The organism is Micromonospora chalcea (assembly GCF_028768405.1).
Taxonomy (GTDB): Bacteria; Actinomycetota; Actinomycetes; order Mycobacteriales; family Micromonosporaceae; genus Micromonospora; species Micromonospora chalcea.
Window position 1 is genome coordinate 4,923,399 of record NZ_CP118233.1, and the last position, 18,823, is coordinate 4,942,221.

Annotated in this window: 17 protein-coding genes; 5 read left to right on the plus strand and 12 right to left on the minus strand. The window is 73.5% G+C overall.

The features are described 5' to 3' along the window. Positions 1–76: 76 nt before the first annotated feature. The gene (locus tag PVK74_RS21960; protein WP_210869622.1) at positions 77–1,288 is read right to left on the minus strand and encodes an LOG family protein; all 1,212 of its coding nucleotides are present in this window, start codon (positions 1,286–1,288) and stop codon (positions 77–79) included. Positions 1,289–1,550: 262 nt separating this feature from the next. On the opposite strand from PVK74_RS21960, the gene PVK74_RS21965 reads away from it, so the two are divergent. Further along, positions 1,551–1,979: a DUF3151 domain-containing protein gene (locus PVK74_RS21965; RefSeq protein WP_043327556.1), complete on the plus strand. Its 429-nt coding sequence runs from the start codon at positions 1,551–1,553 to the stop codon at positions 1,977–1,979. A 51-nt stretch (positions 1,980–2,030) separates the two neighbouring features. On the opposite strand, the gene PVK74_RS21970 is transcribed toward PVK74_RS21965, so the two are convergent. Both PVK74_RS21970 and PVK74_RS21975 read right to left on the minus strand, forming a co-directional pair. Beyond that, positions 2,031–4,130 (minus strand): MinD/ParA family ATP-binding protein, encoded by a 2,100-nt coding sequence (locus tag PVK74_RS21970; RefSeq protein WP_274477109.1) that lies wholly within the window; start codon positions 4,128–4,130, stop codon positions 2,031–2,033. 74 nt (positions 4,131–4,204) lie between these two features. Further along, complete coding sequence (locus tag PVK74_RS21975; protein WP_043327555.1) at positions 4,205–5,203, minus strand: diacylglycerol kinase family protein; 999 nt, start codon at positions 5,201–5,203, stop codon at positions 4,205–4,207. Between the two features lie 122 nt (positions 5,204–5,325). Between PVK74_RS21975 and PVK74_RS21980 the strand changes: the two genes are divergently transcribed. From PVK74_RS21980 to purD, 3 genes are all read left to right on the plus strand, one after another. Continuing rightward, complete coding sequence (locus PVK74_RS21980) at positions 5,326–6,615, plus strand: adenylosuccinate synthase (protein ID WP_043327554.1); 1,290 nt, start codon at positions 5,326–5,328, stop codon at positions 6,613–6,615. A 531-nt stretch (positions 6,616–7,146) separates the two neighbouring features. Further along, complete coding sequence (locus tag PVK74_RS21985) at positions 7,147–7,731, plus strand: endonuclease domain-containing protein (protein WP_274477111.1); 585 nt, start codon at positions 7,147–7,149, stop codon at positions 7,729–7,731. A gap of 85 nt (positions 7,732–7,816) precedes the next feature. Beyond that, complete coding sequence (gene purD / locus PVK74_RS21990; RefSeq protein ID WP_069088124.1) at positions 7,817–9,064, plus strand: phosphoribosylamine--glycine ligase; 1,248 nt, start codon at positions 7,817–7,819, stop codon at positions 9,062–9,064. A gap of 44 nt (positions 9,065–9,108) precedes the next feature. Here the strand turns inward: purD and PVK74_RS21995 are convergent, their stop codons facing one another. The 3 genes from PVK74_RS21995 to PVK74_RS22005 form a co-directional block, all read right to left on the minus strand. Continuing rightward, a complete protein-coding gene (locus PVK74_RS21995) occupies positions 9,109–10,674 on the minus strand; it encodes an AMP-binding protein (RefSeq protein ID WP_166457368.1) in 1,566 nt (521 codons plus the stop codon). Positions 10,675–10,841: 167 nt separating this feature from the next. Then, positions 10,842–12,056, minus strand: coding sequence for an acyl-CoA dehydrogenase family protein (locus PVK74_RS22000; RefSeq protein WP_064447943.1), 1,215 nt, complete (start codon positions 12,054–12,056; stop codon positions 10,842–10,844). 1 nt (position 12,057) lies between these two features. Beyond that, positions 12,058–12,510, minus strand: a complete 453-nt coding sequence (locus tag PVK74_RS22005) for an SCP2 sterol-binding domain-containing protein (RefSeq protein ID WP_043327552.1) — start codon at positions 12,508–12,510, stop codon at positions 12,058–12,060. A gap of 78 nt (positions 12,511–12,588) precedes the next feature. On the opposite strand from PVK74_RS22005, the gene PVK74_RS22010 reads away from it, so the two are divergent. Continuing rightward, a complete protein-coding gene (locus PVK74_RS22010) occupies positions 12,589–13,227 on the plus strand; it encodes a TetR/AcrR family transcriptional regulator (RefSeq protein WP_030500578.1) in 639 nt (212 codons plus the stop codon). Positions 13,228–13,272: 45 nt separating this feature from the next. Here the strand turns inward: PVK74_RS22010 and PVK74_RS22015 are convergent, their stop codons facing one another. The 6 genes from PVK74_RS22015 to PVK74_RS22040 all read right to left on the minus strand — a co-directional run bounded on the left by PVK74_RS22015 (position 13,273) and on the right by PVK74_RS22040 (position 18,814). Continuing rightward, positions 13,273–13,896, minus strand: coding sequence for a DedA family protein (locus PVK74_RS22015; RefSeq protein ID WP_274477112.1), 624 nt, complete (start codon positions 13,894–13,896; stop codon positions 13,273–13,275). Between the two features lie 24 nt (positions 13,897–13,920). Further along, positions 13,921–15,180, minus strand: a complete 1,260-nt coding sequence (locus tag PVK74_RS22020) for an adenylosuccinate synthetase (RefSeq protein ID WP_187692864.1) — start codon at positions 15,178–15,180, stop codon at positions 13,921–13,923. Next, positions 15,177–16,136, minus strand: a complete 960-nt coding sequence (locus tag PVK74_RS22025; RefSeq protein WP_064448329.1) for a hypothetical protein — start codon at positions 16,134–16,136, stop codon at positions 15,177–15,179. Before PVK74_RS22025 ends, PVK74_RS22020 begins: the two co-directional genes overlap by 4 nt. A gap of 10 nt (positions 16,137–16,146) precedes the next feature. Further along, positions 16,147–17,130 carry a BUD32 family EKC/KEOPS complex subunit gene (locus PVK74_RS22030; protein WP_274477113.1) on the minus strand — a complete coding sequence of 328 codons (984 nt, stop codon included), beginning with the start codon at positions 17,128–17,130 and terminating at the stop codon, positions 16,147–16,149. Further along, positions 17,127–17,885 (minus strand): NUDIX hydrolase, encoded by a 759-nt coding sequence (locus tag PVK74_RS22035; protein WP_176722790.1) that lies wholly within the window; start codon positions 17,883–17,885, stop codon positions 17,127–17,129. Before PVK74_RS22035 ends, PVK74_RS22030 begins: the two co-directional genes overlap by 4 nt. An 80-nt stretch (positions 17,886–17,965) precedes the next feature. Then, a complete protein-coding gene (locus PVK74_RS22040; RefSeq protein ID WP_274479307.1) occupies positions 17,966–18,814 on the minus strand; it encodes a MaoC/PaaZ C-terminal domain-containing protein in 849 nt (282 codons plus the stop codon). Positions 18,815–18,823: the final 9 nt, after the last annotated feature.

Genomic DNA, 18,823 nt, shown 5'->3' on the forward strand with positions numbered 1-18,823 from the left:
AAGGGCCCCTTGTTAACGCCGTGCGTTAACAAGGGGCCCTTCCTCTACCGGAGGCGTTAAAAAGGGGCCCTTCCTTTCACTGCACCAGCAGGCGGACGGCGTCGCGTACGTCGTCGGTCAGGTGGATCGTGTGCGACAGGTCGCCGAACGGGGACGCGGCGAACAGCGGCCGCAGCAGCGACTCCACCGGCAGCTCGGTGGTCCAGTACGCGCGGTCCAGGAACACGTACGCCCCGCTCGCCCCGTCGGTGCCGTAGAACGTCTTGGTGGCCGCCTGGAACACCTCCTGCACGGTGCCGGCCTTGCCTGGTGCGAACACGATCCCGCCCCGGGCCAGCCGCAGGATCGTGTCCTCCCGGATGGCGTTGGAGAAGTACTTCGCGATCCGGCCCGCGAACAGGTTCGCCGGCTCGTGGCCGTACAGCCAGGTGGGGATGGCCAGCCCGCCGGACCGGGCCCACTCGGTGCCGGGCGCCGACGGACGGGGCGACGGCAGCGACGGGCCGTCCGCGTACCGCTTGCGCACCGCCAGCGCCGCCGCCGTGTATCGCTCGTGGTCGGTGAAGTCCGGCGCGACGGCGAGCGTGTCGATCGCGGCGGACAGCTCCTCGGCCGGCCACGCAGCGAGGAACGCGCCGAGGTTCGCCGCCTCCATCACGCCCGGACCGCCGCCGGTCACCACCAGGCGGTCGGCCCGCGCCAGCTCCCAGCCCAGCACCGCCGCCATCCGGTACGCGACGCTGCCGCGCGGCACCGCGTGCCCGCCCATCACGCCCACCACCGACTGCGGGCCGTGCGCGGCCAGCCACGACCGGGTGGCGTCGGCCAGCGCGTTGTCCACACCGTGGTCGTGCAGTCGCTGTCCGAGCGCCTCGCGTACGTCCGGCAGCGCGCCGCCGTGCGCCCGGAAGTGCGCGTACACCCGGGTGTCGTACATCCCGGCGAACCCGCTCTCGGCGAACCCGGCGGCCAGCTCGTCGGCGGTGTAGAGGTGCGACGGCTGGGTCGGGTAGGGCAGCCCGGAGAACGGCGGGACCACGTTGGCGCCCCGCCGGACCAGGTCCGCGCCCACCTCGCGGCCGGCGAACCGGCAGCCCACGAAGAGCGTGCCGGTGACGTCGACGTGGCGCAGGTCGGGGACCGGGTCGAGGTCGAGGCGGAGGCCCTGCACGGTCAGCCCGGCCAGGGTCCCCCCGGCCAGCCGCTGCTCGAACGCGGTGCGGGTCTCGATCTCGTTGACGTGGGGCGCGTGCGGCTCGATGACGTCCGCGGGTGGTGGGGTCGGCACCCCGTCATCCTGCCTCCGCACGGCAAGTGCCGAAACCGGGGGCGGGAACGACAGGAGCCCGGCGGGCACGCCGCCGGGCTCCTGCGTAACCGGGTCCTGGGGAGGCTCCGGATCTGTATTTGTAGTGCAAGAACCACGTCGGCGGCATGGGCCGCGGGTACGTGTGCTCCCGCCGCAGGCGTGACGAAACCCTCAGCCGTTCAGCCAACCGTACGGGCGAGGCCCCTCGCGTACCCGATGGCGAAGCGGGTTGAATGGGGCGATGCAGAACCTGTTGCCTGAGCCACCGGCCACCCTGCTCCCGGCCCACGAGGAGGCCGACGCCGCGCTGGCGGCGGCGGCCGAGCAGGGCACCGACGAGGCGTACGCCGAGGTCGCGGCCCGCTTCCCGACCTACAGTGCGGCCTGGGCCGCGCTGGCCGGCCGCGCGCTCGCCGCGGGCCAGGTCGTCACGGCGTACGCGTACGCCCGCACCGGCTACCACCGGGGCCTCGACCAGCTGCGCCGCAGCGGCTGGAAGGGCCACGGCCCGGTGCCCTGGTCGCACGCGCCCAACCAGGGCTTCCTGCGCTGCCTCTACGTGCTGTCCCGCGCGGCGGGCGAGATCGGCGAGGCGGACGAGGCGGCCCGGTGCGCCCAGTTCCTCCGTGACTGCGACCCGGCCGCCGGAGACGCGCTCTCCGGCGACTGACCACTGCCGCGACGGCCGGTCCCCACCCGGGTACCGGCCGTCGCGCCCGTCCTACAGCCCTTCCGCCACCGACGCGGCGATCTTCAGCCAGGCGTCCCGGGTGGCGGAGGAGAGCTGGCCGTACCGCAGCGGCTCGCCGGTGTCGATGAGCCGCTCGTACGGCGCCAGCAGCACCGCCCGGGTCCGCGCCGCGAAGTGGGCCTGGATCGCGGGCAGGTCGATCTCCTTGCGCGACGGCGGCATCGACACCACTGTCACCGCCTGCCGGACCAGCCGCTGCCGGCCGCTCTGCTCCAGGTGGTCGAGCATCCGGGCGGCGGTCTCGGCCGAGTCGTTCCGGGCCGACATGGTCACCACGAGCTGGTCGGTGGCGTCCATGGCGGCCTGCCAGTTCTGCGCCCGGACGTTGTTCCCGGTGTCCACGAAGATCAGCTTGTAGAAGCGGCTGACCACCTCGCGGATCTCCGCGAACGCGGCGGCGGTGAGCATCTCGCCGCCGGTCGCCGACTCGTCCGAGGCGAGCACGTCGAACATGCCCTCGCCCTGCGAGCGGACGTACTGCGACAGATCGCCGACCCGGCCGTGCGGCCCCTGGAACTGCGCCAGGTCACGCAGCATGTCGCGCACCGTACGGGCGTGGAAGTCCTGCTGCGCCCGCATGCCGAGGGTGCCCTGGGTCTCGTTGTTGTCCCAGGCCAGCACGTATCCGCCGCGCTTCTGGCCGAACGTCATGGCGAGCAGCAGGATCGCCACCGTCTTGCCGGCGCCGCCCTTCGGGTTGACCACAGTCACCTGGCGCAGCCCGCCGAAGTTGCGGCGGACCATCTCGATGTCGCGCTTCACCTCCTGCTCGTGCCGCCCGGGCGCGAGCCGGACCAGCCCGATCTTGTTGACCACCGCGCGTACGCCCATGGTGGCCACCGGGTCGACCGGCCGGGCCTGGCGGCGGCGGGCGAAGTCCTCGGCGGTCGGGGGTGCCGCCTGCTGCGGCGTCCAGCCCTGCTCCGGGTACGCCGGCTGCTGCGGTGGCTGGGGCGCGGCCGGGCCGGACACCGGCGGGGCGGGCACGTGCGGTGGCACCGGGGCGCCGGTCTGCGCCGGCCCGGTCTGCGCTGGGCCGTTGTGCGCCGGTCCGTTGGGCGCCGCGACTGCCTGCGTCGGACCGGCCTGCGCCGGACTGGCCTGCGCCGGACTGGTCTGGGTCGAGCCGGTCTGGGCCGGGCCGGGCTGTGGCGTCCAGCCGGGCGGCGGGTACCAGCCGGGCTGGCCGGGTTGCGGCTGGTAGCCGGCCTGTGGGTAGCCGGCCTGGGGATAGCCGGCCTGCGGGTAGCCGTTGCCGTAGGGCGACGGCGGCGCCGGCACGCCCGGCGACGGTGGGAACGGCCCGAGACGCGGCGGCTCCGGCGCCGGCTCACCCGTGCCCGGCGACGACGCTCCGGTGACCTGCGCCCGGCCGGTCACCGGGGCGGTGTCGGGCGGCGGGAGCGCAGTGCCGGCGACCGAGGCCCGGCCGGAGACGGCGCCGTCGGCGTGGACGGCCCGCGCCGGGTCGGTGCCGGACCCCGGCGTGTCGCCGTCAGCGGGAACGAGGTCCGGTGCGGAGTCGGCAGTGGCCCGCTGCGGCGGCTGGGCCCACGGAGACACGGCCCGGCCGTTCCCGGCGGCCTCGCCGTCCGCGTCGGCCGATGCCCGCGCGTCGGCCGAGCGCGCCGTTGTCCGCGTGTCCTCCGGGTCGGCTGCCGTCTGCGTGTCAGCCGGGTCCGGCAGTGTCCGCGTGGCGGCCGGGTCGGGAGCGGGCGCGCCCTGCAACGAGGGATATGCGGCGGCCGGATCCGGGCCGGGCGCTGCCTGCGACGCGGGAGGCGTGGCGGCCGTGACCGGTGAGCCCGGCTGGGCCGGCGTCGCGCCGGCAGGCGGCTGGTCGAGCGTGAACGGCAGGTCCAGATCGACCGCGGGCGCCGGTGGCCCCGGGACGTCCGACGTCGACGGCGTGGGGGCGTCGGCCGGCGGAAGCGGCCAGGGCACGGCCGCCCAGGGCGGGGCGGTGACCACGCCGTCGGTCTCCTCCGGCGGCCAGAGCGGCTCGACGTCCCGCTCCGGCACCTGCCCTCGACCCGGCACGTGGGCCCGGTCGTCGTTGTCGTGCACCACGGTTCCTCCCCATTCCTTCCGCCGAGGATAGGCGGTACGGCCAGCGGCGCGAGCCGGACGGGGATCGACCGAGGTCAGCCCGTCCAGACCGCCCAGGCGCCCGGCTCGGTCCACCAGGAGCGCTTGCGGCTCAGCTCGCCCTCGACGCCGTCGTCGAGGAAGGGCACCTTCTCGTCGCGGGGCACCACCGCCACCGCACGTCCCCGCGCCCGCCGTACCTCCAGGCGGACCTTCTTCCGGCCCAACGCCGACCGGGTCACCACTGGTACGGCGACGCCGACCGTCACCCGTCCGTCGGCCGGGTCCGGCCCGCCCAGCAGGTCCACCTCGCCGAGGCGCGCGTACCCGCCCGCGTTGCCGATCGCGCACGCGGTGATCGGCTCGGCGCCGTCGCTGAGCACCGTGCCGTCGACCTCGACCCGGGCCCGCCAGTGCAGCGGCCGGCCGGCGTCGTCGGCGGCGCCGAGCAGCGCGCCGTCGAGCGTCACCGAGCCGCCGTCGTTGCGCAGCAGGTCCAGCCGCCGGGCCGTGCCGTCCAGCACCGCCGCGGCCACCCCGGCCGGATCCCGGGGCAGCCCGAGCTGCGCGGCCAGGTCACGCGCCGTCCCGGACCGGGCCGGATCGAGCGGGAGTACGCCGACCGGGGGCAGGTCGGGCACCGTCCGGTTGTCGGCCAGGTCCGCGGGGCGGCGGCTCGGCGGCGGAGCGTACCGGCGCACCAGCCGGCGCAGGACGGCGCGCAACTGACCGTCACTGGCCGTGGCGACGATCAGCCGGGTCTTGCCGTCGGGGTCCGGCCAGGTGAGGCCGTCGGGGCGCGGTGGGCCGTCGAGCCGGGCCAGCACCTCGTCGATCTCGGCGTCCGACCGGGCGGTCACCGTGGTCACCCGGGCACCTCGGGCGGTCAGCTCGTCCGCGCAGGCCAGCACCGGTACGCGCGGCGTCTCGCAGCGCTCCTCGCCGCTCTCGGCGGCGGTGTCGTCCGCGCCGCCGCAGCAGGCGCCGCCGCTGCCGCAGCCACCACCGGGAGCGTCCCGCTCCGAGCCGAGGGTGAGCAGCACCACGTCGTACACGAAGGAGCCTCCTGCTTCTCGACCAACCCCTGCTGGTCCCGCCGTCACTACTTGTTAGCCTGACACCCCGGGCTCGCAGACCGGTCGCCACCTGGCACCCGAGCCTTCTGGAGGCGGAAGAGATGCCAGCGATCGTGCTGCTCGGCGCCCAGTGGGGCGACGAGGGCAAGGGCAAGGTTACCGACCTGCTGGGTGAGCGGGTCGACTACGTCGTGCGCTACTCCGGCGGCAACAACGCAGGCCACACGGTGATCACGCCGGACGGCCAGAAGTACGCGCTGCACCTGATGCCGTCCGGTGCGCTGTCACCGAGCGCGATGATCGTGATCGGCAACGGCGTGGTGGTCGACCCGAAGGTGCTGCTGCAGGAGATCGACGGGCTCGCCGAGCGCGGCGTGGACGTGTCCCGCCTGCGCATCTCCGGCGACGCGCACCTGATCATGCCGCATCACCGGGCGCTGGACCGGGTGGTCGAGCGCTACCTCGGCAGCGCCCGCATCGGCACCACCGGCCGGGGCATCGGCCCCGCGTACGGCGACAAGGTCGCCCGGATGGGCATCCGCCTGCAGGACCTGCTCGACCCGGGCATCCTGCGCAAGAAGCTGGAGCTGGCGCTCCGCGAGAAGAACCAGCTGCTGTTCAAGGTCTACAACCGCAAGGCGATCGACGTCGAGGAGACGGTCGAGGAGTACCTCCAGTACGCCGAGCGGCTGCGCCCGTACATCGCCGAGACCCGGGTGATGCTCTGGGACGCGCTCGACCGCGGCGAGACCGTGCTGCTGGAGGGCGCCCAGGCCACCATGCTCGACATGGACCACGGCACCTACCCGTTCGTCACCTCGTCGAACCCGACGGCCGGCGGGGCGTGCGTGGGCGCGGGCATCCCGCCGACCGCGATCACCAAGGTCATCGCGGTGAGCAAGGCGTACACGACGCGGGTGGGCTCCGGCCCGTTCCCGACCGAGCTGTTCGACGACAACGGGCAGCACCTGCGCAAGGTCGGCCACGAGTACGGCACCACCACCGGCCGGGAGCGCCGCTGCGGCTGGTTCGACGCGGTGGTGGCCCGGTACGCGTGCCGCCTCAACGGCGTCACCGACCTGGTGGTCACGAAGCTGGACGTGCTGACCGGCCTGGCGAAGGTGCCGATCTGCGTCGGGTACGAGATCAACGGCGAGCGCTTCGACGACATGCCGATGACGCAGACCGACTTCCACCACGCCACGCCGATCTACGAAGAGCACGACGGCTGGTGGGAGGACATCACCAAGGCGCGCACCGAGGACGAGCTCCCGGAGAACGCGAGGCGCTACATCGCCCGCATCGAGGAGCTGACCGGTACCCGGGTGAGCGTGGTGGGTGTGGGCCCGGGCCGAGAGGAAAACGTCCTCCGCCACCCCCTCCTCCCCTAACCCCGCCCTTTGCACCACTCCGTTGATCATGAAGTTAGCGGCTGTTTTGTAGATCCACATCGCCGCTAACTTCATGATCAACGGGGCGAGGGCGAGGGCGAGGGGGTGGGTTATCCACAGGGTGGGGTGGGTTGTCCACAGGGGCTTCGCGTGGGTGGGGTGCGCGGGGACGCTCGGTGGGTGGAACGGGCTTGGGTGATCCGGCAGATCGCGCGTGACCAGGGCGGCGTTGTCACCCGTGTGCAGGCGCTCCGGGCCGGCTACAGCAGGCACGAGATCGACAATCTCCTGACCTCGCGCCGGTGGCGGCGGCTGGCTCGTGCGACCTACGCCGTCGAGCGCTCCGGACCCGACGGCTCGGAGCGGCGTCGTCAGATCAGGGCGGCGGTCCTGTCGCTGGGCCCGGCAGCGCACGCCGTTCTCGGGACGGCCGCCGAGCTGCACGGGATCGCGGGGCTGCCGAGAACGGGTGCGATTCACGTCGCGCTGCCGGGTCGGGCCGCCCGGCCGGCCCGCGTCAGGGATCCTGCCGTGACGTTGCACCAGTTCGAGCATCCCGAGCAGGCGCTGACGACTGTCGACGGCATTCCGGTGACAACTCCCACGCACACGCTCGCGGGACTCGTCCTTCGGGTGCGCCGCTACTACGCGGTAGCCCTGCTCGACTCGGCGCTCAACCAGGGAGTGATCGACGAGGGTGAGTTCGGCGCCATCCCCGCACTGATCGCGGGCCGGAGGGGTGTGGTGAACGCGCGTCGCCATCTGGCCGAGGCGAACGGCGGCGCCCAGTCTCCGCTGGAGACGCGTACCCGGTTGCGGTGCGTCGACGACGGCGTTCCGCCCGACGCGCTCCAGATCGAGGTGCGCGACGCCGATGGTTACCTGCTCGGCATCGGTGACATGGGCTGGCGGGCGGCCCGGGTGATCGCCGAGGCGGACGGGAGAGATCCGCACTCCACGCCCGGTGCGCTCTTCGACGACCGGCAGCGGCAGAACCGCCTGACCAACGCCGGCTGGACCGTCCTCAGATTCACCTGGCCCGACACCCTCCGCCCCGACTACATCCCCCAGGTCGTCCGCGCGGCACTGGCCGCGAGGAGCGGGGATCGATCATGAAGTTGACGGCGATTTCGATCTCACATCCTGCCGCCAACTTCATGATCAACGGGGTGGGGTGGGGTGGTCAGTAGGATGCGGGGTCGTGCGCGTACTTCTTGTGGGTGGTGGTGGGCGGGAGCACGCTCTCGCGCTCGGACTCGCCGGGGATCCGGCTGTCGAGGCGCTCGTCGCAGCGCCGGGGAATCCGGGGATCGGCGAGGTCGCCTCGCTTCGGGAGGTGACACCCACCGACCCGGCGGCCGTGGCGGCCCTCGCCGTCGAGGTCGCGGCGGACCTGGTGGTCATCGGCCCGGAGGCGCCGCTGGTGGCGGGCGTCGCCGACGCGGTACGCGCCAAGGGCATCGCGGTGTTCGGCCCGAGCGCGCAGGCGGCCCGGCTGGAGGGCTCGAAGACGTTCGCGAAGGACGTGATGACGGCTGCCGGTGTCCCGACCGCGCGCGCGTACACCTGCGAGGACGCGGCTGCGGTGGCGCGGGCGCTGGACGAGTTCGGCGCGCCGTACGTGGTGAAGGACGACGGGCTGGCCGCCGGCAAGGGCGTGGTGGTCACCGACGACCGGGCCGCCGCCGAGCGGCACGCCGCGGAGTGCGGCCGGGTGGTGATCGAGGAGTACCTGTCCGGTCCCGAGGTCTCCCTGTTCGTGGTGACCGATGGTGAAGCGGCGGTGCCGCTGCTGCCCGCGCAGGACTTCAAGCGCGTCGGCGACGGCGACACCGGCCCGAACACGGGCGGGATGGGCGCGTACGCGCCGCTGCCGTGGGCCCCGCCGAACCTGGTGGACGACGTGATGCGCGACGTGGTGCACCCGACGCTCGCGGAGCTGCGCGACCGGGGCACCCCGTTCGCCGGCCTGCTCTACGTGGGCCTGGCGATCACCCCGTCCGGCCCGCGCGTGATCGAGTTCAACGCGCGCTTCGGCGACCCGGAGACCCAGGTGGTGCTCGCCCTGCTGGAGACGCCGCTGGGTGGGCTGCTGCACGCCGCCGCCACCGGCACGCTCGGCGCGCACCCGCCGCTGCGGTGGCGCGACGGCGCGGCGGTGACAGTCGTGGTGGCGGCCGAGGGCTACCCGGCGGGCCCGCGTACCGGTGACGTGATCACCGGCGCGGACCGCGCCGGGATCATCCACGCCGGGACCCGCCGCGACGCCGACGGCACGTTGCGCTCCGCGGGCGGCCGGGTCCTCTGCGGTACGGCGACCGGCCCGGACCTGGCCGCCGCGCGCGACGCCGCCTACGAGTTGGTACGCGAGGTCGAGCTGGCCGGCTCCCACCACCGCACCGACATCGCGGCGGGTGCGGTGGAGGGCCGGATCACGATTCCCGGCTGACGGACGGCGCCCGGCGGCGGGACCGGTTCGCGGGGCGCCGTCCGTCAGTCGAAGTAGCGGCGCAACTCCCGGCTCAGCACCTTGCCGGTGGCGTTGCGCGGCAGGTACTTGACGAACACCACGTCCCGGGGCACGGAGAAGCGGGCCAGGTAGCGCCGGACGTACTCGCGGACCGCGTCCGGGTCGAGCGTCTCGCCCGGCCGCAGCGCCAGGAACGCGGCCAGCCGCTGGCCGTAGTCGGGGTCCGGTACGCCGATCACCGCGACCTCGCGGACCTGCGGCAGCCGGGCGATCAGGTCCTCCACCTCGGACGGGAACACGTTTTCGCCGCCGGAGACGATCATGTCGTCCGCCCGGCCGTCGACGAAGAGCAGGCCGTCGGCGTCGAGCCGGCCGAGGTCGCCGGTGTCCAGCAGGCCGTCGCGGCTCTCCCGCCCGACGCCCGAGGTGTAGCCCTCGAAGAGCATCTCGTTGCCCACGAAGATCCGCCCGACCTCGCCGTCCCGGACGGGGCGGCCGTTCTCGTCCAGGATCGCCAGCCGGGTGCCGTGCGGCGGCCGGCCCGCGGTGGTGGGCGCGGCGCGCAGTTCGCGTGGGCCGGCGATGGAGGCCCAGGAGACCTCGGTCGAGCCGTAGAGGTTGTACAGCACGTCGCCGTAGCGGTCCATGAAGGCGGTGGCCAGGTTGCCGGGCAGGGCGGATCCGCTGACCGCGACCACCTTGAGCGGGGGCCGGGGCAGCGGCGGCTCGACCTCCATGAGTCGTTGCAGCATCACCGGTACGGCGAACATCGCGTCGCACCGCTGGGCGACGAGCGCGGTCAGCGTGGCGGCGGGGTCGAATCGGCGGTGCAGCACGACTGTGGCGCGCAGCGCGAACGAGACCTGGAGGGCGGCGTACCCCCAGGTGTGGAAGATCGGCGCGGCGATCATGGTGGTGTTCCGCGCGTGCAGCGGGATGCGGTCGATGATGGACACCAGCGGGCCGAAGCCGTGCGGGGTGGGGCGGCGGGCGCCCTTGGGCGCGCCGGTGGTGCCGGAGGTCAGCACTATGGTGCGGCCGTCCCGCTCGGGCGGCTGGAGCTGTTCGCCGGGGACCGCGGCGGCGATCAGCTCCTCGTGCCGCCGCTCGTCGACCCGGTGCACCTCGGCGGGGAGGCCGAGGACGCGGTCGTTGAACTCGCCGTCGTGGACCAGGACGCGCAGGCCCTGTTCCTCGGCCACGGTGCCCAGCTGAGCCGCGGACAGGCCGGTGTTTACCAGGACGGCGTCCGCGCCGAGCAGCATCGCGGCGACTATCGCCTCGATCAGGCCGTGGTGGTTGCGGCAGAGCACGCCGACCCGGTCGCCGGCCTGGACGCCGAGGTGGGACCGGAGGGAGCGGGCCAGCCGTTCGGAGCGCTCCAGCAGTTCCTGGTACGTCATGGTGGCGCCGCGCTCGTCGACCACCGCGACGCGGCCGGGGTCGCGGGCGGCGGCCTGGCGCAGCTCCCCGGCGAGGCTCCAGCCCCACCGGCGCAGCGCGTTGAGCTGCGAGACGACCCGGATCGGACGGCCCGGGGTGAGTAGTCCACGGCGGGTCAGCGTGGCGGCGATGAACGGCAGGTCCAAGGCGCAACTCCTTCGCGTTCGTGGTTCGTCGACCAGGCTCCGGACGGATCGGCCGTCCGGTTTTGCGTGATCTTGCGCCCGATCGCGGGTCGGGTCGGCCAGGCGGGGGCGCCCGGCCCGCGACGGCGCTGCCTGTCGTCACGGGCCGGGCGGCGTGCCGCCGGCGGTCAGCGGATCTGCATGCCGGAGATGGCCCGGGAGATGACCAGCCGCTGGATTTCGGAGGTGCCCTCGAAGATGGTGTAGATCTTGGCGTCGCGGTACCACCGCTCGACCGGGTGGTCGCGCAGGAAACCCGCGCCGCCGAGGAGCTGGACCGCCTTGTCGGTCACCGAGACGGCCACCTCACCGGCCTTGAGCTTGGACATCGAGCCCTCACCGGCGGCGAACGGCCGGTTGTTGCGGCCCATCCAGGAGGCGCGCCAGACCAGGAGCCGGGCGGCGTCGATCTCCATCTTCATGTCGGCGAGCGCGAACGCGACCGCCTGGTTGGTGATGATCGGCCGTCCGAACTGGACCCGTTCCTTGGCGTAGTCCAGGGCGTACTCGTAGGCGGCGCGGGCCACGCCGAGCGCCTGCGCGCCGACTGTCGGACGGGACAGCTCGAACGTCCGCATCGCCGCCTGGCCGGAGGCGCGCTGCCCGGACCGGGCGCGGGCCAGACGCTCGTCGAGCGCGTCCTTGCCGCCGAGCAGGCAGCGGCCCGGCACCCGGACGTCGTCGAGGAAGACGTCCGCGGTGTGCGAGGCGCGCAGCCCGAGCTTGCGCAGCTTGCGGGTGGCGGTCAGACCGGAGGTGCCCGGGGGTACGACGAACGCGGCCTGCCCGCGCGAGCCCAGCTCGGGGTCGATCGAGGCGGTGACCACGTGCACGCCGGCGATGCCGCCGTTCGTGGCGTACGCCTTCTGCCCGTTGAGCACCCACTCGTCGGTGGCCTCGTCGTAGACGGCGCGGGTACGCATCGATCCGACGTCGGAGCCGGCTTCCGGCTCGCTCGTGCAGAACGCGGCGACGGCCGGGGAGTCGACGTCGCCGAAGCACTGCGGCACCCATTCGACGAGCTGGTCGGGGGTGCCGGCGCCGTAGATCGCGGCGACCGCGAGCGAGGTGCCGAAGATGCTCAGGCCGATGCCGGCGTCACCCCAGAAGAGTTCCTCGCTGGCGATCGGCAGGGAGAGGCCGGTGGGGTCGGCCCAGCAGGTGGCGAGGAACTCGAAGCCGTACAGGCCGACCTTCGCCGCCTCCTGGATGATCGGCCACGGGGTCTCCTCCCGGGCGTCCCACTCGGCCGCGGCCGGGCGCACGACCTCGGCTGCGAAGCCGTGCACCCAGTCGCGTAGATCCCGCTGTTCCTCGTTCAGGTCGAGCGAGAACTCGGCCATGTCAGGCCTTGGGGATGTCGAACAGGTTGGCGATGTTGGCAGCCAGGCCCAGGTCGCCCTTGGCCTTCAGCTTGCCGGTCATGAACATCATCACCGGGTTGGCGCCACCGGAGACGATCTTCAGGAACTCGACCGGGCCCATGGTGAGGCTCAGCTTCGGGTCGCGGGTGGCGGTCTCCGAGACGGTGCAGGCGCCGTTCTCGATGACGATCTCGTACGTGTCGGTGCCACCGTCCGGGCGGCCGGTGATGTTCCAGTGGATGACCGCGTTGGTGGCACCGGCGCGGTCGGCGCGGAACAGCGTGGGCATCCGGTTGAAGACCTCGCTGAGGATCTTGCCGCGCGACTCGCCGGACATGATCTCGGCGATCTTGGCGTCCGGCGTGGACTTGACCAGCTGCGCGAACTCCTTGGGGCCGACGTTCGCGAAGTTGGCCGGGTCGAAGTCAGTCATCAGGAAATGCACCTCTCGGGCGGGGCCAGCTTGGTTACTCTGGCGTAACCCTACGCACGGGTAGGTATGCTCGCAAGAGTGTCCAGCACGCCGACCTTCAAGCGCCTCCCCCGAGCCGTACGCGAGCAGCAGATGCTCGACGCGGCGGTGAAGGTGTTCTCCCGCCGCGGCTTCCACGCCGCCAGCATGGACGAGATCGCCGACGACGCCGGCATCTCCAAACCGATGGTCTACGCCTACCTCGGCACCAAGGAAGAACTCTTCATCGCCTGCCTGCACCGCGAGAGCACCCGGATGATGGAGGCCATCGCCGGCGCCGCCGCCCCCGACCTGCCCGCCGACGAGCGGCTCTGGCGCGGGCTGCGCGCGTTCTTCGGCTTCGTCGGCGCGCACCGGGACGGCTGGGCCGTGCTCTACCGGCAGGCCCGCGGCTCGCAGCCGTTCGCCGCCGAACTCGCCGCCATGCGGGGACGGCTGGTCGAGGTGGTGGCCGGGATGCTCGACCACGCGCTGCGCGCCGCCGGACGGGAGGTCGGCGCCACCGACCTGGAGGTGGTCTCGTACGCGCTCGTCGGCGCCTCCGAGTCGCTCGCCGACTGGCTGGCCGACCACCCGGAGGCCGATGCCGGCAAGACCGCGACCCGGATGATGAACGTGGCCTGGCTCGGCGCCGACCAACTGTTGCGCGGCGCCACCTGGCACCCCGGCGCTGTGTAAGGAAGGGCCCCTTCTTAACGCCTCCGGTAGTGGAAGGGCCCCTTTTTAACAGTCGCGGCGCGCGGCGGCTCGCCGGTGTGCCCGCCGCCGGCCCCAGCGGGCGGCCTCGAACAGACCGGTGACCGCGAGCGAGATGGCGACCCCGGCGAGGAGCCCGGAGACGGGGTTGTGCTCGAACGCCAGGCCGCCGAAGTAGCCGAGCAGCGTGCAGTAGATCCCCCAGGTCGCGCAGGCCAGCGCGTCGTACAGCAGGAACATCCGCACCGGATAGCGGACCGCGCCCATGGTCAGCGTGACGGCGGTGCGGCCGCCGGGGACGTACCGGGCGGTGGTCAGGATCATCCCGCCGCGCCTGTCGACGGCCCGGCGGGCCCACTCGGAGCCGGCCCGCCGCCTGCTGTCCGCCGGGAAGCGGGCCAGCCGGTGCGCGCCGCCGCCGCGCCCGATCGCGTAGGAGACGTGATCGCCGACGAGCGCGCCGAACGCGGCGGTCACGATCACCAGCGCCAGGTCCGGCTCGCCGCCCGCCGCGAAGACCCCTGCCGTGATCACCACGGTCTCGCCGGGCACCGCCGGGAAGAACGCGTCGACAGCGGTGACCGCGATGATCACCAGGTACACCCACGGTGAGGTCACCGTGTGGTGCAGCAGGTCGAGCGCGTCCCTCATGCACCCATGCTCGGTGGTGCGGTGTTAAGCAGGGGCCCTTCCCATACAAAAGGCGTTAACAAGGGGCCCTTCCTTCTCCTCGGCCGTGGGCCCGCGCGATGTGAGCACCACCGGCGCCCCCAGCGCCTCCGAGACCGCCCCCGCCCAGTCGGCGGGCGCCGAGTCCAGCACCGGCCGGGCCCGCAGCAGCCGCTGCGTGAGCGCCGCCTGCCGGTCCAGGTCACCGGCCGGGCCGGGGACGAGCCGGTCCAGGCCCTCGTACCGGCGGCAGATCCGCAGCTCGGACCCGGCCAGGTCGAGGTGGGTCAGCGCCAGCCCGTCCACCCCACCGGCGACCTCCAGCGCGTACCGGTGGGCGACCGCGTCGAAGTGCCCGAACCGGAACCGGCCCTGCCAGGGGTTCGTCCCGTTGTGCCGGTCGCGGAACGGCAGCGTCACGTCCTCGGTGACCAGCGGCCCGGGACCGTGCCGCGTGGTGGTCGTGCGCAGCACGCCGAGCCGCTGCGCGGTACCGGCCATCCCCGCCTCGGCGAGCAGCGTCTCGGCGTTGGCGAACGTCGTGGTGCTCCACGTCGTGTACGGGTGGAAGCCGTGCCACTCGTCCAGCAGCACCCCCTGCGCGCCCTCGAACACGCAGGTGCCCTCGCGCAGCGCGGATGCCAGCCAGGTCCGGTCGACGATCGCCACCCGGCGCGCGAAGGCCGCGTACGCGGGCAGGCAGTCCTGGACCGGCGGCGCGTCCAGCGGGCCCAGCTCGGCGGTGAGCCGGTCCCGCAGCGCGGTCAGCCGCCGGCGCAGCACCGCCGGGCGGCGGCAGTCCGCCACCCGGGGTGCCTCGTCGGGGTGGGCGAGGCCGTACGCGACCGCCTCGCCCACCCCGAGCCCGCAGGAGCCGTGCCGGTCGGCTCCCCGGGCGATCTCCCGGGCGCGGTTGGCGGCCCGGTGGTACGGGGTGGCGAGCAGCGCCTCCCCGTCCACAGTCAGACGGTCGAGCGCGTCTGGTACGCCGACCGACGCGAGGTGGTCGGCCTCGGCGGCGAGCGCCAGCGGGTCCACCACCACGTGCCGCGCCAGGTGCGTCCGTACGCCCGGACGGAACGTCCCGGCGCCGAACTGCGCGAACGTGTGGTGCCGCCCGTCGCGCAGGACGACGTTGTGCGCCGCCTGCGCGCCCCCGTTGAACCGGATCACCGTGTGCACCTGCCGGGTGGCGCAGAGCAGGTCCACCACTGTGCCCTTGCCGGCGTCGCCGTAGCCGAGGTCGACCACCATCACGTGGTTCACAGCCGGGTGACCCCGCTTCCGCCGTCGGCCGGGCTGAACGGCAGCGTCGCCACCGCGCGGCGGCCGGAGCCGAGCCGGGCGAGCGCCTTCGAGACGGTCCGGGTGGCGGTGGAGCCGGCGCGGTCCAGGTCGCGCAGCCCGGCGTCCAGGTCGATGGCCTGCTCGCCGAGCCCGACGGTGAGCGCGATCGTCTCGCAGACCGCGTCCAGGTCGTCCAGCTCGACCGCGTTCTGCCCGAGCAGGCCGCGCCAGAAGTCCAGCACCTTGCGGTTGCCCGCGTAGTGGCTGCCGGCGGGCAGCAGGTAGTAGGTGTCCCAGCGCGCGGTCACCTCGTCCACGATCTGCCGGACCGGCACGTCCTCGCTCAGGTCGTCGCCGATCAGCCGGGCCACCTCCGCGCGCTTCACCCCCGCGTACGCCAGCTCGTCGCCGATGATGAACAGGTAGCCGCGCCGGCCGCGCTTGTCCCAGCTGTCGGTGGCCGTGTGCCGGGCCATGAAGTACAGCGCCAGCTCGTACGACTCCATCATCTGGCCGCCTCCGCCGCCCTCCAGCACGATCCGGCCGAGGTCGTCGTCCATCCGGTTGTCGGACTCGAACTGCCCGATCTGCAACGGCACCCGGTCGCAGGTGGCGTCGCCGATCGCGCCGAACATGATCTGCGGGTCGCTCGCGTACCCCTGGCGCAGCAGCAGGCCGAGCAGCTGCGGCAGCTTGCTCTGCAGCACCCGGGGCACGTGCCCCATCGAGCCGGTGACGTCGAACAGCACGGCGATCGGCGTCGACTGCGGGTGCTCGGCGGAGTCGCGGCTCTCCCGCAGCGCGTCGCGCGGGTCGAGCGCCGGGTGCACCTTGCGAGCGCCGCTGTCGCTGTACGAGAACGCGCTCTTGCCGGTGCGGCGCCGGTAGCGGTCGGCGGCGTCGTACACGTCGGTGGACCAGATTCCACTGCCCATGGCAGCCTCCCTACGGGTTGAGGGTGAAGGGTCGGAAGGTGCGCGGCCCGTACAGCCGGTGCAGCACCTCGTCCAGTTCGCGCAGCAGCCGCCAGGCGTCGTCGGGCCGGGTGGCGAGCGCGGCGCCCTGGCAGCCGTCGGCGAAGGCGCGCAGCTCGCGGGGCGCGCGGTCGCCCATCAGCCAGGTCATGCAGCGGGCGGCCAGCGCGATGTCGGTGCCGGGGCCGCACTGCCGCTTCGCGGCGACCTCCGGCGGATACCAGTCCTCGTGGCCGGGCACCAGCGCCGGCACGAGCCCGCCCGGCTCGGCCGAGAAGCACCAGTCGACGAGCACCAGGCCGTGCGCGTCCGGCTCGATCAGCACGTGCCGGGGCAGCACCGCGCCGTGCACCACGCCCGCGCGGTGGGCCAGGCCGAGCGCCACGAGCAGCCGCCGCCACATCCAGGCCGCGTCGCGCGGGTCCAGCCCGTCCGGGTACGCGCGGCGCACGTCGTCGAGGCTGCGCAGCCCGGGTACGGTCACCAGCTCGTTGACCTGCCGCTGCACGCCGGTCGACGGGTCACGCGCCGGGTAGGAGTCGACCAGCTTCGGCACGTATGCGAGGTGTCTGGCGTCGCCGCGCTCGGCGATGCGGCGCAACGCGCGCGCCTCGCGGGCCATCAGGTCGTTGTCGCCGGGGTGCCGGGCCACCTTGGCCAGGTGATAAGAAGGGGCCCCTCCTCTACCGGAGGCGTTAACAGGGGGCCCTTCCTTGCGTTCGTGCAGGGTGGCGACGTCGCCGGTGTACGCGGGGGCCGGGGTGCGCCACCGGGTGGTGACCGTGACGAGTGCTTCGGCGGCGGCGGCGCGTACGTCGGGGTCGGCCGCGCCCAGCCGGTCGGGGTGCAGCGCGCCGACCAGCTCGCGGTAGCGGCGGGCCGGCTCGTCGGCGCCGAACAGGTCGGCGTCGGTACGCGCGGCAGTGACCAGCCGGATCGCCTCTTCGGTCCTCACCGCACCGTCTCCTCCCGGGCGGGGCGCAGCAGCGCCGGGTGCAGCAGCCGGGCGTCTCCGGCGCGGTAGAGCTTGGCCCGGGGGCCGCCGCGCGCGCCGCCGCGCTCGGTGCTGGCGCCGGTGCTCTCCACGAAGCCGGGCACCGAGAGCACCTTGCGGTGGAAGTTGCCGGCGTGCAGCGGGTGCCCCCAGACCGTCTCGTAGACCTCCCGCAGCTCGGTGATCGTGAACTCGGGGGCGAGGAAGCGGGTGGCCAGCGGCGTGTACTCCAGCTTGGAACGGGCGCGCTCCAAGCCGTCGTCGATGATCCGGCCGTGGTCGAAGGCGAGCTGCCGGCTGGTCAGCGCGGTGACCGGCAGCCAGATCGCCTCGTCGGCGTCGGTGTCGGCGACCGGGTCGGGCAGGTCGGGGGCGAACGCCAGGTGCGCGACCGAGACCACCCGCATGCGCGGGTCGCGGTCCGGCGCGCCGTAGCTGCCGAGCTGTTCCAGGTGCACCCGGCGCAGCCGCTCACCGCCGAGGCCGGTCTCCTCGGCCAGCTCGCGCCGGGCACCGGCGGTCAGGTCCTCGTCCGGCTGGACGAAGCCGCCGGGCAGCGCCCAGTGCCCCGCGAAGGGCGGCGCGCCGCGGCGGATCAGCAGCAGGTGCAGCGCGCCCTCGCGGATGGTTAGCGCGACCACGTCGACGGTGACCGCGACCGCCGGGTAGTCCCGCGGGTCGTACCCGGCGAGGAAGTCCTGCTCGTTCACGGTCACTCACTCTCTCAGGTTGAGAACAACTCACTCTGAGAACAACTTAGCGCCGAAAAGAGGGGACGGCAAGTCCCCTCTTTTCCTCAGCGCACCGAACCGGTCAGGTGCGGCCTCCCGTCCCGGGCGCTGTGCAGCGCGAAGTCCCAGCCCGCGCCGTTCGGCGAGGCGCTGAACGCCACAGTCGACGGCAGCGGCACCGGCAGCTTGAACGCCACGTCCACCGTGTACGCCTCCGGTAGCCGGGGTTCCAGCGCGGCCAGGCATCGGGCCTTGCTCCACATGCCGTGCGCGATCGGGCGCGGGAAACCGAACAGCCGCGCGCCCAGCTTCGAGGTGTGGATCGGGTTGTGGTCGCCGGAGACGCGCGCGTAGTCAGTACCCACGCGGGGCATCACCCGCCACTGCGCGGAGAAGGCCGGCGGTTCCGGGCGGTCAGCCCGGTCGCGCCGCGGGCCGCCGCCGGACGCGCGCTCCTTCCCGAGGTACGTGGACACGCCGCGCCACACCTCCTCGCCGTCGATCGAGCCGACCAGCACCACGTCGAGCTGGCGGCCGCGCTCGTGCGGGCGCAGGTTCTCCGCGTACGTGTGGAAGTCGACGCGCTCGCCGACCTCGACCGGCCGGTGCACGGTGATCCGGTTGGCCACGTGCACCACGCCGGTGAGCGGGATCGGGAAGCCGGGGCTCGTCATCAGCCGCAGCGACAGCGGGAACCCGAGCACGTGCAGGTACGTCGCCGGCAGCCGGTCGGTCAGCCGGAACCCGCACACCCGGTCGTAGTCCGCCAGGTGCCGCTGATCCACCGAGACCCCGCCAACGGCGAGTTCCAGCCCCGGCACGTCAGCCCCGCGCCGCCCCCCAACCCCCGGAACGACCCCGAGTAACGCCCGCCGATAAAGCGCCCCACTGGCAGGCAGCCCGTCCAACTCCATCCGCCGCCG

What these genes read in the sequence shown, in the direction of transcription:
- PVK74_RS22000 (WP_064447943.1), bottom strand. Translation starts at nt 12,056, where the DNA reads ATGGCCGAGTTCTCGCTCGACCTGAACGAGGAACAGCGGGATCTACGC.
- PVK74_RS21965 (WP_043327556.1), top strand. Translation starts at nt 1,551, where the DNA reads ATGCAGAACCTGTTGCCTGAGCCACCGGCCACCCTGCTCCCGGCCCAC.
- PVK74_RS22025 (WP_064448329.1), bottom strand. Translation starts at nt 16,136, where the DNA reads ATGGGCAGTGGAATCTGGTCCACCGACGTGTACGACGCCGCCGACCGC.
- PVK74_RS22005 (WP_043327552.1), bottom strand. Translation starts at nt 12,510, where the DNA reads ATGACTGACTTCGACCCGGCCAACTTCGCGAACGTCGGCCCCAAGGAG.
- PVK74_RS22040 (WP_274479307.1), bottom strand. Translation starts at nt 18,814, where the DNA reads ATGGAGTTGGACGGGCTGCCTGCCAGTGGGGCGCTTTATCGGCGGGCG.
- PVK74_RS21980 (WP_043327554.1), top strand. Translation starts at nt 5,326, where the DNA reads ATGCCAGCGATCGTGCTGCTCGGCGCCCAGTGGGGCGACGAGGGCAAG.
- PVK74_RS22015 (WP_274477112.1), bottom strand. Translation starts at nt 13,896, where the DNA reads ATGAGGGACGCGCTCGACCTGCTGCACCACACGGTGACCTCACCGTGG.